The following is a 15765-nucleotide window of genomic DNA, read 5'->3' on the forward strand; positions in this document are numbered from 1 at the left end:
CGACCAGGTCCCCGTCCGCTTGTCCGGGAAGTACGCGATCTGGCGCCGGGGAAGGTGCGTCAGAGAGCGGTAACAAGCGGACTGGAGACCTCATCGGACGACGTCGAAACGTCGACTCGCGCGAAGCGCTACTCGATTCCCGGCATCACCTCTTCGGACATCTGCGCGTACGACTCCTCGGTGGCGGCGGCGTATCGCTCCCATGCGCCGGCGTCCCAGATCTCGACGCGATCCATCGCACCGATCGCGACACAGTCGCGCTCGAGCGAGGCCCACGTACGAAGCACGGGAGGAATGGTGATGCGGCCCTGCTTGTCGGGCGTCTCCTCCGCGGCCCCGCTGAACAGCATCCGCTGGAAGTCACGGTTGGCGCGTTTGGTGAACGACGCCTTCTGCGCTTGGCGGGTGAGGGCGGCGAAGTCCTCGAGGCTCCAGACGTAAACGCAGTGTTCCTGCCCCTTGGTGAGCACCAGACCCTCCTTCAGCTGATCCCGAAACTTGGCCGGCAAAAAGAGCCGGCCCTTGTCGTCGAGGCGCGGGGTGTGAGTGCCGAAGAAGGCCATCGCTCCTCCAACCTCATCCCCGTTTCCTCCACTTCGCGCCACTGTACCCCACGATCCACCACGATCAACCAACTCGCCGCAACGGGCGCGCCGACGTTCCCCGGTTTCTCGGGCCGAATCCGGGGTGGAGGATGGTGGAGCGGATTTCGCTGCCGGCGCGATACACGCTCGGTAACGATCTGAGTCATCCGCACGGGTTGTCGTTGAGGCGTTTGCAAGACCCTGAGAGGATCGAGGTCATATCCGAGGATCGATGGAGGGACCTGTGACGGTCACCGGCGTGACACCGCCCGAGCCGGCGCGCAAAGCGGGAGCACTCGGCGCGCTCGAAGACGTCTCCGCCAGGCTGGAGCAGTCGATCGCGCACGTCATCGAAGGCAAGTCCGACGTCGTACGCTCCGCACTCACCGTGCTGCTGGCCGGCGGACACCTGTTGATCGAGGACGTCCCCGGCGTCGGCAAGACGATGCTGAGCAAAGCGCTCGCGCGATCGATCGACGGCACGGTGCGACGCATCCAGTTCACGCCCGACCTTCTCCCCAGCGATGTGACGGGCGTATCGATCTTCAACCAGAGCACCCGCGAGTTCGAGTTCCGCCCAGGCGGCGTCTTCTCGAACATCGTGGTTGGCGACGAGATCAACCGCGCTTCGCCGAAGACGCAGTCCGCACTATTGGAGTGCATGGAGGAGCGACAGGTCACGGTCGACAACTCCACCTACCACCTCGACGACCCGTTCATGGTCATCGCGACCCAGAACCCGATCGAGATGGAGGGCACGTACCCCCTTCCCGAGGCGCAACGTGACCGTTTCATGGCCCGGCTGTCGATGGGCTACCCCGTCGAGCGGGCAGAGCTGGCGATGCTCGACTCCCACGCCGGGCGTGATCCACTCAGCGACCTCGAGCCCGTCACCGACGCCGCCGAGGTCGCGAAGATGATCTCGCTCGTCACCGAGGTGTTCGTCTCCCAAGGCGTTCAGCGATACGTCATCGCCCTCGTCACGGCGACCCGGCAGTCCAGCGAGCTACGCCTCGGTGCATCACCCCGCGCCGCTTTGCATCTCGTACGCGCTGCCAAGGCGCACGCCGCTCTCGACCGGCGCGAGTACGTCATCCCCGACGACATCCAGCGGCTGGTCCTGCCGGTGCTCGGCCATCGAGTGCTGATGACTCCCGACGCGGCCATGGGCGGTCGCCGCAACGAAGACGTACTGCGCTCGATCCTGGAGCAGGTGCCGGTGCCCGAGTCCGGTCGCGACCCCGGGCCACAGAACGTCGCACCGAGGCGCTGACTACCGGATGCGTGAGTCGCTGGCCGCCATGACCGTTCGCGGACGGGCCTTCCTCGCCGCAGGCATCACGACCACGGTCTGCTCGATCCTGCTCGGTTTCGATGCCCTCATGCGGGTTGGCATCCTTGCGATCGCGCTACCGCTGCTCACGGCGGTGCTGGTCAGCCGTGCCCGCTACCGGCTGATGGCGCATCGCAGCATCGCGCCGACCCGGATCTCGGTCGGACAGGACGCCACCGTCTCACTCGCCCTCGTCAACGAGGGCCGGATGCCGATGGGCCTGCTGCTGTTCGAGGACCACGTGCCGTACGCACTGGGTCGTCCGGCGCGGTTCACCGTCGACCACATGAGCTCGCGTTGGCATCAGGACCTCACCTACACCGTCCGGTCGAGCGTACGGGGCCAGTTCAGTGTCGGTCCGCTGTCGGTACGCGTATCCGACCCGTTCGGGTTCATCGCCCTCAAGCGTTCGTTCACGGTGACCTCGGAGCTGATGGTCACTCCCCCCATCGTGACCCTGCATCCACAAGATCTCACCGGCGAGTGGTCGGGCACGGGCGAGCGTCGACCCCGCGCGTTCTCGGTCGGCAGCGCCGAGGACGTCACCGTGCGCGAGTACCGCCGCGGCGACGACCTTCGCAGGGTCCACTGGCGCAGCAGCGCCCACGCGGGCGAGTTGATGGTGCGCCGCGAAGAGCAGCCCTGGCAGAGCCGAGCGACGGTCGTCCTCGACACTCGACGCTCCGCACACGCGGGGTCGGGCTCGGAGTCGTCGCTGGAATGGTGCGTCACCGCCGCTGCCTCGATCTGTGTGCACCTCGCCCGCGCAGGATTCGCAGTTCGACTGGTCACCGACCATCCCGAGGTGGAGGTCAGTGCCTGGGCCGACAACGCGGTCGAGCCGTACGAGCAGACCGGGCCGATTCTCGACCAGTTGGCCATCATCGGCCCGTCGCCGTACGCCGACCTCGACCATGCCGCGTCCAACGTCTCCTCCCAACCCGGACTCGTGATCGCCCTACTCGGCGCCTCTTCGGCGCACGACCTGGGCAATCTCTCGCGGCTGACCCCGACCGGCAGCCGGGCGATGTTGATGCTGCTCGACACCGCGTCCTGGACGACGGGGCCGCGGGTCCCCGGCGACGATGTCGACCGGCAGCTCCGGCTGATGCGCGCGAGCGGCTGGTCGGCGATCCCGGTCGGCCCTGCCGACTCCGTATCGTCGGCATGGGACGAGCTCGCCAAGTCCGGCGCACCGACGGGTAGCTCGATGGCGGCGCGATGAAGCTTCAACGCGATGGACGAGACCAGGCCCGGATGGCGCTGTGGATCTGGCTCGCTGCCCTCGGCGGCTCGTTCGCCCTCGCGCCGCTGACCGAGTCGCGCTCGTACATCGTCGTCGGCGTCATCTCCGCCGGCCTCGTGACGCTCATCGGCCTCGGCCTTCGTATGCTGCGCATGCCCTGGCCGGTGACGCTGTTGGCCGAGGTGGTGGCGCTGTTCTGGTGGGCGATGCTCACGTACGCCTCGGAGACGACCGCCTTCGCGATCGTGCCGACGCCCGACACCTTCCATGAGTTCGACCGAATTCTGACCGTTGCCCTCGACCATGCGCAGCAGTACGCCGCTCCGGTACCCGACAACCCGTCCCTCCATGCTCTACTCGCGATCTCAGTCGGCCTGATTGCGATCTTCGTCGATCTGCTCGCGGGCTCACTGCAGCAGGCCCCCGCGGTCGGCCTGGTCTTCCTCGCCGTCTACATGGCACCCGTTGCACTGCTCAGCGGACACGTATCGCTGTGGTTCTTCGTACCGGGCGCCCTGGCGTACGTCTTCCTGATCGCCGCGGAAGAACGATCGACGATCGCCCGATGGGGTCGCAACATCTCGTACGCCGACTCCACCGCACTCTCCGACAGCCGCGGCATCTACTCCTCCGGGCTCGCATCGGCCGGGCGCCGGGTCGGCTTCGGCGCGGTCGCCCTCGCAGTCGTCGTACCGATCGTCGTTCCCACCTTCAGCACCAACTTCTTCGGCAGCGGCGGGATCGACGGCGGCGGATCGGGTGACGGCGGCAGTGGCGACGTGCGAGTCGGAGACCCGATGGCAGATATGCGTCGCAACCTGACCGGGCAGAGCACCGCCGAGCTGTTGCGCATGTCGGGTACCACCAAGCCGTCGTACGTTCGGCTCGCGGCTCTCGACGAGCTGAGCGACGCAGGGTGGCGGGCGTCGGATCGCGGACCCAAGACGACCCCTGCGACGTCCGGTGTGCTGCCGGTCGATCCCGGTGTCGACGCCACCGTGCCGGTGTCGACGGCGACGTACGACGTGAAGGTCAACAAGGCGTTCGACTCGACATGGCTACCGACGATCTACCAGCCGGTCTCGCTCGCCGACGTCGACGGCGACGGTGACTGGCTGTCCGACAGCGTCAACCTCGACGTCGTCGCGGGCAACGGTGACACGAACGCATCCGGGATGCAGTACACCCTGAACGTCCGCTACACGACTCCGTCACGACGACAGGTGCTCACCGCGGGTAAGAACGTTCCCGCCGACCTCAAACGGATGCTCGCGCTACCGGAGTCCACACCGAACATCGTGAAGGCACGGGCCGAAGAGGTCGCCGGAGACGAGGACTCGCAGTTCGACCAGGCGCAGGCGATCCAGGACTGGTTCCGTTCCTCGGGCGGCTTCACGTACTCGACGGCGCAGGCATCGGGCAGCGGTATGGAGACGATCGAGAGCTTCCTGACCGACGACCGGGTCGGCTACTGCGAGCAGTACGCGAGCGCGATGGCGATGATGGCTCGAGAGCTCGGCATACCGGCCCGGGTCACTGTGGGCTTCCTCGACGGCGAGCCGTCCGGCGACGATACGTACGTCTTCCGCGGAACAGATATGCATGCGTGGCCCGAGCTGTACCTCGACGGCATCGGCTGGACCGCGTTCGAGCCGACTCCCGGCCAGCGCACCGGCCCGGCGCCCGACTTCTTCAACTCCGGCGGGAACGAGGCGGAGACCTCCATCACGCCCGGCCAGAACGACCAGTCGCGGACGCCGACCGATGACGACACCGCGTCGGCGAACCTCGACAAGGCCGATGCCGCGGCCGGAGGCGGCGGTGGCGATGACGACTCCGGTTTCCCCTGGGCCGGCGCGGGGATCGGCGTCCTGCTGATCGCTCTGCTCGCCGGGCTCTGCTTCGTCCCCCGCGCGCTGAGGTCGATGGTGCGCCGTCGCCGCTGGGATGCTGCGACCGACCCCGCGCGAGCCGCCGAGTCTGCGTGGGACGAGCTACGCGACACCGTGCGTGACCTACGGCTGCCGTGGCCCGCCGGCGCTACTCCACGCGCCGCAGGACGCCGGCTTCGCCCGATGGTCGAGACCCGTCAGCACGCGGCAGACGGGCTGAACCGGCTCGTGTTGGCAGTTGAGCGGTCGCGCTACGCCGAGCACAGCGAGCCGCTGGACCTTCAAGACGATGTCGAGGCGATCGCCGCTGCGCTTTCGTCGCGGGTGTCGCGGCGTACCCGCCGCAAGGCACTGTGGCTGCCCGTCTCGCTACTCGGCGAGTTCGGCGTGTCACGGAGACGGTCGTCGTCGACCGATGACCCGCAGCGTCCGGCTCAGACGGGGCTGCTCGCTCTCGAGGAGTAGCGGCGGGGCATACGCCACGCACGCGCGTACCGGGCTCGCGATTTTGTATCTCTGCGTGACAGATACAAACCTATTGGACCTATCACGCAGAGATACAAAATCGTGACGGTCCGAAAACCCGAGAACGGGAGCGATCAGAGCAGAACCGACCGCATCGGCAAAGCGCGGTACGCCATCACGCGTCGGCGATCGTACGGTCGGACGGACGAGTCACATATCGGTGTCGCGACGGCGACGCCAACGCTCTTCCATGCGCTCCATGAACGAACCAGAGCTACTCGGGCGTGAGTGCCGCAGGCCGCGAATACCGTGGTGCTCCGACTCAGGTTTGTCGGGCTCGTCTTCGGGATCGTCGTCATCGGCGGAGCCGACGCCGCGGCGCCACGCCACCATGAACAGATATGCGGTGGCGAGCATCACCAGGAAGCCGACGACGCCCACGATCGTGAGCGTTGCGATCACGCCGACCATCATGATGCCGACACCGAGGATGAACCCGAGAACAGAAGCAATCGCCTGACGGCGGTTGCGGGCGCGCATCTTCGAGCCACGAAGCGTTGAAGCGAGGCTGGGGTCCTCCGCAGCCAGCGCCTGCTCCATCTGCTGCAGAAGCCGCTGTTCTTCCTCCGATAGAGGCACGTCTTCCTCCCGTTGTGCACGGCGGGCTAGGTACCCGTATGTACCTAGTCTAGGCACCACCTCGGTTCGGCGAAACCCGTGGTGGCAAACCATGACCCGGGTTCGTGCGTCTACCTCGTGACAGGCGGGTGGATTCCGCAGGCGGGTCGTCGGTTCGAACCGACCTCGGAGTGCCTTACCCTGATCTGACTACGACACGAGGGGTTTCACCATGAAACGAGTTTTGGGGGCGGCGCTTGCCGTGACCGCGATGTGCGGGTCGGTACTCGTCGCATCGCCATCGGTCGCCGATGATCAAGACAACCGGTCCGGTATCACCAGCGAGGAAGTCTTCAGCAACGATCCGACGCCCGGCCAGACCAAGGCGCAGGCGCGTACCAAGAGCCGCGCACTCGCAACCGACGAGGCGCGTAAGAAGCCGTGGTTCAGGAGCCGGTTCGGCCGTCAGACCACGCGTTTCGGCGACCGCGACACGTCGGCGAGGAACATCAACCACGTACGAGAGCTGCAGTACCGCCTTCGCTGGGCGGGTGTCTACAAAGGCCCGGTCACGGGCACCTTCGCGAAGAAGACCCGCAAGGCGGTCAAGCGCTTCCAGCGCAAGACGCATATCAAGCGCACCGGCATCGCGACGCACAAGACCTGGCGCAAGCTGATCAAGCGGACCATCCGCGGCCGCAAGGGCATTCCGCGCGCCTGCAAGTCGAATAAGAACCGCGGGCCGCACCTGTGCTACAACCGCAAGCTGCACGAGGTCACCCTCTGGCGCAGGGGCCGGCTGTTCAACGCGTGGCTGGTACGCGGCGGCGACCGCGGTTACGAGACGCGCAGGGGCAACTTCCGGGTGTTCCTGAAGGACAAGGACCACGTCAGCAGCATCTACAACTCGCCGATGCCCAACTCGCAGTTCTTCTCGGGCGGGCAGGCGTTCCACGGTTCGCCGTACATGGTCGACCCGTTCACCGGTCACAGCCATGGCTGCGTGAACATGTACATCCAGGACTCCAACCAGCTCTGGAAGCTGACCAAGGGCAAGCGGCCCAAGGTGCACGTACGAGGCGCCTGGGACTGACTCGGTCACCGAGTACCAACTCATGAAGGCCGCCGCGCTGCACTCGCAGCGCGGCGGCCGTTGTCTTAGGTACGACCTCCCGGCGGCCGGATTCCGTACCTTGTCGGCTCTTCGCTTCCTTCGGGGCGACCACCCGGCTCACCGATTAGGGTTCGCTGTCGGCCTTCCCTCGCTCCTCCGGCTGGGCAAAGACGCGGCGACGCCGAAGCGCTACTTCGGGCGAGGTTGCTTGGCGGCTTTCCCGTCACTTCGCGGTGGCCACGGGGCAAGGTTGGAACTTCCCAAGGGCGGTTGTCACTGTCCACGGGCAGTGTCCCTTGGGACAGTGACCGTTTGCCTTGGGGCGTCCGGCTGCGGGCGCGGTTTGCCTTGGTTCCAAGGCGAACCGCACGACGGTCGGCGCGCGGCGGGACGAGTGAGTGAACTCCTGCCACAGCGGCCACGTACGTACCAACGGGCACGGCAACCTCCCACTTTGCATGGTGTGCCCGCCATGCAAAGCGGCGCTTCACCATGTCTACTTGGTAAACCACCACCCACCGACCCCGCAAGAGTCGACTGAAACGGGTTAGCCGGCAAGCAACCCAGCCCCGTAGCTGCGGCTCCCGCGTCGCCGCGTCTTTGCCCAGCCGACGAGGTAGGGAAAGCCGACAGCGGAGAGGACCGGAGTGGCGGGTAGTCACACGGAAGCAACGGAAAGCCGACAGCGAGCGGAGTCGGGCAGTCGGGTGGTCGCAGAGTAGAAGCGGGGAGCCGGCAGGGGCGAGAAGCGAACGGCGAAGAAGACCCGTGCTGGCGGATGGTCCCGATAGCAGCGCCTAACCCCGCCGAACCGCCACCGCATGCAGCTGACCGCCGAGGGCCTCGAAGTCGGGGCTGGTCGCAACCGCACGCTCGAGGTCGAGGAGCGCGCGTCGTCCTCCGGACTCGCCGTCGACCAGTGCGCTCGGGACCAGGTCGGAGAACACTCTGGTCGCGTCGATCCGGTCCACCTCGAACCCGCCCCGATCGAGCAGGTTCGCAACATCGGACGGGGTGAAGCGGCGCGGGCCGTGTACGTCGGGGCGCCAGTCGTCGATCCGGGCGTCGAGCAGCGTCCGCGCACGCTCGAACTGTCCGGCAAGGGCACGTGCGAGTACGCCCGCGACCCGGCCGGGTACGACCACGCTCAGCACCCCGTCGACCCGCAGCGCGGCGTGCATCCGGGCGAGCGCCTGCGCCGGATCGTCGACGACGTCGAGCACCCCGTGGCACAGCAGCACGTCGACGCTGCCGTCGTCGACGCTGGAGCCGAGGTCGCTGGTATCGCCTTGGACTCCGCGGACGAGTTCGCCGACGCCTCCGTCGGCGGCTCGGCGGTGTAGCGACGCCAGCGCATTGGGGCTCGGGTCGATGACGACGACATGGTGACCGAGCTCCGCGAGCCGCACGGCCAGTCCCCCGGTGCCGCCGCCGACATCGACGATGGTCAGCGGCGTTGAGCCGGCGAGCCGGTCGATCACCTCGCATACGGCGTCCCAGACCACGGCAGTACGAAGTGCGGCTTGGCCGGGATCGGACGACGGGCTCTCTGGCACGGCACTCTCCAACGGTCGGGAACGGCCACAGCCTACGGGGGCACGCTGCGCACCGCGGGGTACGGTCGTGCCCATGACGATCACCGATCATCCGGCCGTACGTACGGTCTCGGCCGCTCTCGACGACCTCGGCGCCTCGGGTACGGTGCGGGTCCTGCCGGATTCCGCGCGTACCGCTGTCGAGGCGGCCGCCGCGCTCTCGGTCGAGGTCGGAGCGATCGTGAACAGCCTCGTATTCGACGCCGACGGCCTGGCCGTACTGGTCCTGACCTCCGGCGCACATCGCGTCGACACCGCCAAGGTCGCCGCCGACACAGGGCTCCCCAGTCTCGACCGCGCGACCCCGGACTTCGTCCGTTCCCATACTGGGCAGGCGATCGGCGGCGTGTCACCGGTCGGACATCCGCAACCCGTGCGTACGTTCGTCGACCGCTGGTTGGAGCGTCATGAGACGGTCTGGGCGGCCGCCGGCCATCCGCATGCCGTGTTCTCGACCACGTACGCCGAGCTGCTCACCCTCACCGGCGGATCCGCGATCGACGTCGCCTGACCGCGCGACGATCCCTCAGCATGGAGTCGCTCAGCGAGGCCTGGCAGGCCGTATTCGAACAGCAGGCCCGACCCGACACGTCGGTTGTCCTCACGACCGCTGCCGTCGCCGTCGCCGTGGTGCTGTACCTGCCGTCGTGGCGGATCGCCCGCCATGTGGTGACGATCGCGCACGAGGCATCGCACGGCTTCGCCGCAGTCGCCTCCGGGCGACGCCTGTCGGGCATCCGGCTGCATTCTGATACCTCGGGCGTCACCGTCTCGTCCGGTAAACGCACCGGAATCGGCATGGTCGTGACGGCGGCAGCGGGCTACCTCGGTCCTGCGCTGATCGGCCTCGCCGCGGCGCTGACGCTCGGCGCCGGGTACGCGCTCGCCGTGCTTTGGGGCCTGCTCGTACTCCTTGCGCTGCTGTTGATCCAGATCCGTAACTGGTTCGGGCTCTGGTCGGTGCTCGTCTCGGGCGGAGTCGTCTTCGCGATCACCTGGTGGGCGCCCGAGTCCGTCCAATCGGGCTTCGCGTACCTCGTGACGTGGTTCCTGCTGGTAGCAGCGCCACGGCCGGTCGTCGAGCTCCAGGTCGAGCGTCGTCGCCGGCGATCCACCGCGTCCGACGCAGACCAACTGGCGCGGCTCACGTTCCTACCCGCAGTGGCATGGGTAGGGCTCTTCCTGCTCGGCACGCTCGGCGCACTCGCCGTCGGTGCCGTCGTCCTGTGGCGTTGAGGGGTCTGCTCATGGCACGAATCGTGGTCGTCGGCGGCGGGTTCGGTGGACTCGCTGCGGCGGTCCGGCTCGCGAAGCTGCGCCATGAGGTCGTGCTGCTCGAGCAAGACGACACCCTCGGCGGCCGGTTGCGGCGACGTACGCAGGGCGAGGTCTCCTGGGATCGGCACACCGAGTCGTTCACGCTCCCGGCGATGCTGCGCGATCTGTTCCGCAAATCCGGCCGGCCGCTTGAACGTGAGCTCGACCTCGTACATCTGCAGCCGGGGCGTCGCCACCTCTTCGCCGACTACGTACGACTCGACCTGCCGATGGGCTCGCGCGGCGCCCAAGTCACCGCCGTCGACGAGGCGCTCGACGGACAAGGCGACCCGTGGGCCGCATGGGTCGACTCCCTCGCGCCGGCATGGGAGATATTGCGCACCCGCGTCCTCGAGCGACCGTTCGCCGGCCGCGCAGATCTCGACCGGCGCCAGTTGCGCGCGCTGCGGCCGCGGCAGGCCGCGCGTACCGCGGCGAAGCGGACCTTCAAGGACCACCGGCTCCGAGCGATCCTCCTCGACGACGTACGCGCAAAGGGTCAGCCGACCCGGTCGACACCTGCGTTCGCGATGGTCAAACACCATGTGGAGCGCGGATTCGGCCGATGGAAGGTCGACGGCGGGATGCCCGCGCTGGTCGACGTACTCGAGGCTCGGCTGGAGCAACGCCGAGTCGACGTACGTACCGGTGTGCGCGCCCTCGACCTCCGCGCCGACGACGGCACGGTCACCGGCGTACGTACCGAATCCGACGATTTCGATGCCGACCTGGTCGTCTGGGCGGCACCGACGCCGCCGCCGTCGCTACAGCCGTTCGGCGGCCTCCCCGTCATCCCGCCCGCAGTCACCCATCTGGCGCTGACACTCGACGCACCCGATCTGCCCGTCGACACTGTCGTACACGGCAACCCGGTCGTGACGATCCACACCGGCGGCGGCTCGCCGCTCGGCTACCGCACCTGGACCGTCGAGCACAGCGGCGCGGCGGGCGAAGACGTGCTGGCCACCCTGCGGCGGCGTGGCCTCAACGTCGCCGACTTCGTCGTCGAGCGAATCGACCTCTCACCGACCGACCAGCTCGTCGACGCGGGTCCGGCGTACGGATGGCAGTGGCAGGGCTGGCGTACGGCGCTCGACCGCCCCGGGGTGGGAGCGTCGCCGTTCCGGGGCTTGTTCCTGGTCGGCTGCGCCGCGCATCCGGGACCGAGCTTCGAGCTGGTGGGCCTCGGCGCCGCGGCGGTGGCGACGGCGATCGGCAGGGCCTGACGCGGCTGCAGAGAGCCTCAGTGCCGCAGCGAACGATCTTTCCACTCCTGCCGGATGCCCGCCACGATCGACGACAGGTAGTGCGCCTCGTCGGAGTCGTCATCGATGCGGCACGCGCCGACACCGAAGGCCGAGCCGAGCAGCAGGCTCCCCCACCACACCGCCGCGAGGGTCGGGTGGGCCTGGAAGGACAGATCGGCCGCGCCCATCCACGCGGCCAGGCCGACGACCAGCGCCAGACAAGAAGCGCTGCCGAGCGTCAACTCGGCCTTCAGTCGCTTCTGGCGTCCACTCACACCTACAGGATGACAGTGACTTGTGCCACTTTTCGTGGATTGGGCGAGATCGTGGCGTGTCGGCGTTCAGACGCGGGCGCGGGTCAGTCGCTCGAAGATGTCTCTGGTGGCCGTCGACCGGTTCAGGGTGTAGAAGTGCAGGCCGGGTGCGCCCGACCCGAGTAGCCGCTCGCACAGCTCGGTCGCAAGGATGATGCCCTCCGCGCGCACGGCGGCAGGGTCGTCCTGTAACGGCGCGATCCGCTGGGCGACCGCGTCGGGAACCGGATGGCCGGAAAGCTCAGACATACGGGTGATCTGGCGCAGATTGGTGATCGGCATGATGCCCGGGACGATCGGGATCGTGCACCCGAGTTCTCGTACGCGGTCGACGAGCCGGACGTAGTCGTCGGCGTCGAAGAAGAAGTCCGATACCGCGAAGGACGCACCGGCCTCGGCCTTGTGGACCAGCGTTCGCGCGTCGGCGTCGAGGCTGTCGGCATCGCGATGACCACGCGGGTACGCCGCGACGCCGATGCCGAAGCGCCCGAGCGGACGGACCAGCTCGACCAGCTCCACGCCGCTGTCGAGGCCACCCGGGTGCGCCTGCCACGGCGTGCCGGGACCTCCGGCCGGATCGCCGCGCAGCGCCAGGATGTTTCGTACGCCCGCCGCGGCGTACTGCCCGACGACACCACGCAGCTCGTCGCTGCTCTGCCCGACGCAGGTGAGGTGGCCGACCGGCGTCAAGGTGGTCTCGAGCGCGATCCGCTCCGTGATGCGAACGGTTCGGTCGCGCGTCGAGCCGCCCGCGCCGTACGTCACGGAGACGAACGTCGGCTGCAGTGACTCCAACTCGCGGATCGCGGTCCACAACCGCCGCTCCCCCTCGTCGCTCTTCGGCGGGAAGAACTCGAACGAGAACGCCGGTGCGTCCGACGCGAGCGCGCGGGTGATCGCGTCGGAGTCCGAAGCATCCGCAGCAGGCGTCGTCATGCGAACCACATTAGGCCAGAGGTCCACCAGTTGGTCGGCACGCCCATTCTGCAAGATGTCGGCGCCGGACAGTCGACGTTCGGTCGCCCGATGGCACGGATAGGCTGACGCCCATGTCCACCCAGGACGTCGAATCCGACCTTGCCGGCACCGTGCAGGCAGAGCTCGACGAGTTCGTCGACGCCCAACGCGGGCGGCTGCGCGATCTCGGCCCGGAGCTCACGCCCTTCCTCGACGCCGCGCAGGCCTTCGTATCCGGAGGCAAACGTCTGCGCCCTGCATTCTGCTATTGGGGCTGGCGGGCCGCGGGCGGCGCCGACGACGAGCCGGGCATCCTTCGCGCGGCCTCGGCGCTGGAGTGGCTGCAGGCGAGCGCGCTCGTCCACGACGATGTGATGGACGGCTCCGACGTGCGTCGCGGGCGGCCCGCGGTACATCGCGCATTCGAGGCGCGTCATCGCTCGGCGAACTGGGTCGGTGACGCTCAGCAGTTCGGTGTCGGTTCCGCGATTCTGCTCGGTGACCTGATGTTGAGCTGGTGCGACGAGATGTTCCGAGACTCCGGCCTGAGCCAGGGCCGGCTCGTACGTGGCGCGTACTTCCTCGACCTGTGCAAGTCCGAGGTCGTTGGTGGCCAGTTCCTCGACCTCGTCGGGCAGTCGGCTGGGGTGAACTCGATCGAGCAGGCGATGCGCATCGTGCACTTCAAATCGGCGAAGTACACCGTCGAGCGCCCGCTGCACATCGGCGGTGCGCTCGCGGGCGGCGACGAGTCACTGTTGACCGCACTGTCGCGGGTCGGCGTGCCACTCGGTGAGGCGTTCCAGCTGCGCGACGACGTGCTCGGCGTGTTCGGCGACCCCGAGGTCACCGGAAAGCCCGCCGGCGACGACCTGCGCGAAGGTAAACGCACTGTGCTGCTCGCGCGTGCGTTCGAGGGTGCCGACGGCGAGCAGACCAGGATCCTCGCCGATGCCGTCGGCCGCCCCGACCTCGACCCGGCCGAGGTCGACCGGTTGCGTGCGCTGATCACGTCGACGGGTGCGCTCGACGCGGTCGAGGACCAGATCGCAACGCTCGAAGGCCGCGTCGCGGCGGCGTTGGATGACGCGCCGATGCTCGACCCGGATGCCCGCGACGCGATTGCTCGGTTGGCCGAGCGCGCGACGCGGCGCCAAAGCTGAGTGCGCCGTATGCAGGCGGGCGCTTTTTGCGATCGGTTACCCCCGGATCGCAACCTGCTGGATCTGGGCGTAACCGATCGCAACGCGAGCACAAAACCGGGTGACGCGAGCAGGCCGGCGATTTACGTTGACCCGCATGGACGACACCGAATGGACACGCTGGCTGACCGAGCCCTTTCGGGGGCGCAAGGTGATCCTCGGCTATCGACTGGTTGCCGCTTCGAATCACCAGATCGAAACGCTGCGTACGTTCGGTGCACAGAGGCCGCTGCTCGTCAGCATCGGCCGCGGCACGGGGCCTGTTCCCCCGCCCGACACCCACGACCTCGTCGAAGTCGCCGGGCCGCGGCCGCCGACGATGACCGAGGAGGTACGTCAGAACACCGCTCTCGCCAGCGACCCACCACCCGAGGTTCGCGCGGCCGTCGAGTCGTACGACCCCGACGGCGAGGCGATCTGGTGGCTCACGCCGTATGCGTCGAATGCGGACTGCCTCGGGCGTCCCGTCCTCGGCGGTAGGCCCGCCAGCTGGGCCGCGCTCGAGGACAAGACGCTCGACGCCGACCTCTGGCGCGAGGCCGGCGTTGCGCACTCGCCGAGCAGGTCCGTACGCCCCGAAGCAGCCGACCTGCGTGCCGCGGCCGATGCGCTCGACACAGGTGCTGGCACCGTGTGGTCCGGCGACGCCCGCGACGGGCTGAACGGCGGCAGCGACTACGTGCGATGGGTACGTACGCCCGAACAGGCCGCCGACGCGGAGACCTTCTTCGCCGCCAACTGTGACCGCGTACGAGTGATGCCGTACCTCGAAGGGCCGTCGTGCAGCATCCACGGCTTCGTCCTGCCCGACGGTGTCGCGGCGTTGCGGCCGGTGGAACAGGTGCAGATACCCGACGCCGGCGAGGGTCGCTTCGCCTCGACGGGGATGTCGACCTGGTGGGATCCCGCGCCAGAGGTCCGCAACGCGATGCGGGAAGCGGCACGCGCAGTCGGCCGCGTGCTCGACCGGCGCGTGGGCTACCGCGGCGGGTTCAGCATCGACGGCATCGTGACCGCCGAGGGCTTCCGACCGACCGAGCTCAATCCTCGCTTCTCCGGCGGGCTCGGTCAGCTCGCCCGAGCAGTCCCGTCGCTACCGATCGAGCTGGTGCAGCTCAACGCCGTGCGCGGTCGCGACATCCGCCTGAGCGCCGCCGACCTCGAACACCGGATCGTGGGGGCGGCCGACGAGCAACGCAGCGGCAGACTCATGTCGATCGCCGACTCGGCCGCCGCGCCGACCGAATCGGTCGACCACCGGATCGGTTGGGACGGCGTCCGTCTCGGTCCGGTCGACGGCTCGGCGACCGAGACCGTCGTACGCACGGGGCCGAGCATGATCGGCGGCAGGCTGGCGATGTGGGAGCTCGACGAGCACGTCATCGCCCGCGGGCAGTCGGCCCTTCCGCATGCGCGGGCATTGCGACGCTTCGCCACGTCCGACGCCTGATCCGTAGCCCGTCGAGTGGTCAGCGCGGGCTCAGAACGCCATCGCCTGCGCGCGGCGGCGTACCTCCTTGCCGCGGTCCTCGCGAAGCGCGTCGATCGGTCGGCCGGGCAGTGAGTCGTCGGCGGTGAACAGCCAGACCAGCGCCTCGTGCTCCTCGAAGCCGGAGTCCGACAGCAGCGTCAGCGTGCCGCCGAGACCCTTCACGATCGCGCCGTCGGCGAGCATCGCGGCGGGTACGCGCGGCTCCTTGGATGCGGCGGTGCGTACGACGCTGAGCTCGCGCTCGCGGGCCCACTGTCGTACGCGGTTGGGGCTCACTCCGAGCTCGTCGGCCGCCTCGCCAAGGGTCAACCAGGAGTCGATCAGGGTGTCGAGCGGATCGGCTCCGTTGTCATCGGCATCGGCGTGGTCAGGATTCGCGTTCGGCACGG

The 15765-nt window shown here is 68.3% G+C and carries 15 protein-coding genes; 9 read left to right on the forward strand and 6 right to left on the reverse strand.

The annotated features are described in order from the left end of the window. Positions 1–128 precede the first annotated feature (128 nt). Positions 129–563, reverse strand: coding sequence for a division/cell wall cluster transcriptional repressor MraZ (gene mraZ, locus MU582_13030; GenBank protein UPK73360.1), 435 nt, complete (start codon positions 561–563; stop codon positions 129–131). 253 nt (positions 564–816) lie between these two features. Between mraZ and MU582_13035 the strand changes: the two genes are divergently transcribed. Genes MU582_13035 through MU582_13045 form a run of 3 tightly spaced genes read left to right on the forward strand, consistent with a single transcriptional unit; the run spans position 817 to position 5520 of the window. After that, positions 817–1857 (forward strand): MoxR family ATPase, encoded by a 1041-nt coding sequence (locus MU582_13035; protein UPK73361.1) that lies wholly within the window; start codon positions 817–819, stop codon positions 1855–1857. A gap of 7 nt (positions 1858–1864) precedes the next feature. Continuing rightward, positions 1865–3142 carry a DUF58 domain-containing protein gene (locus MU582_13040; GenBank protein ID UPK73362.1) on the forward strand — a complete coding sequence of 426 codons (1278 nt, stop codon included), beginning with the start codon at positions 1865–1867 and terminating at the stop codon, positions 3140–3142. Continuing rightward, a complete protein-coding gene (locus tag MU582_13045; GenBank protein UPK73363.1) occupies positions 3139–5520 on the forward strand; it encodes a DUF3488 and transglutaminase-like domain-containing protein in 2382 nt (793 codons plus the stop codon). The genes MU582_13040 and MU582_13045 overlap by 4 nt, the downstream gene beginning before the upstream one ends. Positions 5521–5730: 210 nt before the next feature. Here MU582_13045 and MU582_13050 read toward each other — a convergent pair whose 3' ends face one another. After that, positions 5731–6159 carry a DUF3040 domain-containing protein gene (locus MU582_13050; protein ID UPK73364.1) on the reverse strand — a complete coding sequence of 143 codons (429 nt, stop codon included), beginning with the start codon at positions 6157–6159 and terminating at the stop codon, positions 5731–5733. 211 nt (positions 6160–6370) lie between these two features. Here MU582_13050 and MU582_13055 point away from each other — a divergent pair, with 211 nt between their 5' ends. Beyond that, a complete protein-coding gene (locus MU582_13055) occupies positions 6371–7231 on the forward strand; it encodes a L,D-transpeptidase family protein (GenBank protein UPK73365.1) in 861 nt (286 codons plus the stop codon). Between the two features lie 818 nt (positions 7232–8049). On the opposite strand, the gene MU582_13060 is transcribed toward MU582_13055, so the two are convergent. Then, positions 8050–8808, reverse strand: coding sequence for a methyltransferase domain-containing protein (locus MU582_13060; protein UPK73366.1), 759 nt, complete (start codon positions 8806–8808; stop codon positions 8050–8052). Positions 8809–8881: 73 nt separating this feature from the next. Here MU582_13060 and MU582_13065 point away from each other — a divergent pair, with 73 nt between their 5' ends. The 3 genes from MU582_13065 to MU582_13075 are packed head-to-tail and all read left to right on the forward strand — an operon-like array spanning position 8882 to position 11390. Further along, positions 8882–9358 carry a YbaK/EbsC family protein gene (locus MU582_13065; GenBank protein ID UPK73367.1) on the forward strand — a complete coding sequence of 159 codons (477 nt, stop codon included), beginning with the start codon at positions 8882–8884 and terminating at the stop codon, positions 9356–9358. Between the two features lie 20 nt (positions 9359–9378). Further along, on the forward strand, positions 9379–10083 hold the full coding sequence (locus MU582_13070; protein ID UPK73368.1) for a M50 family metallopeptidase: 705 nt from the start codon (positions 9379–9381) through the stop codon (positions 10081–10083). An 11-nt stretch (positions 10084–10094) separates the two neighbouring features. Then, a complete protein-coding gene (locus tag MU582_13075; protein UPK73369.1) occupies positions 10095–11390 on the forward strand; it encodes an FAD-dependent oxidoreductase in 1296 nt (431 codons plus the stop codon). 17 nt (positions 11391–11407) lie between these two features. Here the strand turns inward: MU582_13075 and MU582_13080 are convergent, their stop codons facing one another. Further along, on the reverse strand, positions 11408–11686 hold the full coding sequence (locus MU582_13080) for a hypothetical protein (protein UPK73370.1): 279 nt from the start codon (positions 11684–11686) through the stop codon (positions 11408–11410). 66 nt (positions 11687–11752) lie between these two features. After that, the gene (gene metF / locus MU582_13085) at positions 11753–12661 is read right to left on the reverse strand and encodes a methylenetetrahydrofolate reductase [NAD(P)H] (GenBank protein ID UPK73371.1); all 909 of its coding nucleotides are present in this window, start codon (positions 12659–12661) and stop codon (positions 11753–11755) included. Between the two features lie 113 nt (positions 12662–12774). On the opposite strand from metF, the gene MU582_13090 reads away from it, so the two are divergent. Then, positions 12775–13845, forward strand: a complete 1071-nt coding sequence (locus tag MU582_13090; protein UPK73372.1) for a polyprenyl synthetase family protein — start codon at positions 12775–12777, stop codon at positions 13843–13845. Between the two features lie 136 nt (positions 13846–13981). Continuing rightward, complete coding sequence (locus tag MU582_13095; protein ID UPK73373.1) at positions 13982–15334, forward strand: hypothetical protein; 1353 nt, start codon at positions 13982–13984, stop codon at positions 15332–15334. Positions 15335–15364: 30 nt separating this feature from the next. Here the strand turns inward: MU582_13095 and MU582_13100 are convergent, their stop codons facing one another. Further along, complete coding sequence (locus MU582_13100; protein UPK73374.1) at positions 15365–15763, reverse strand: Rv2175c family DNA-binding protein; 399 nt, start codon at positions 15761–15763, stop codon at positions 15365–15367. Positions 15764–15765 lie beyond the last annotated feature (2 nt).

Source organism: Nocardioidaceae bacterium SCSIO 66511 (assembly GCA_023100825.1).
In the GTDB taxonomy this organism is placed as follows: domain Bacteria; phylum Actinomycetota; class Actinomycetes; order Propionibacteriales; family Nocardioidaceae; genus Solicola.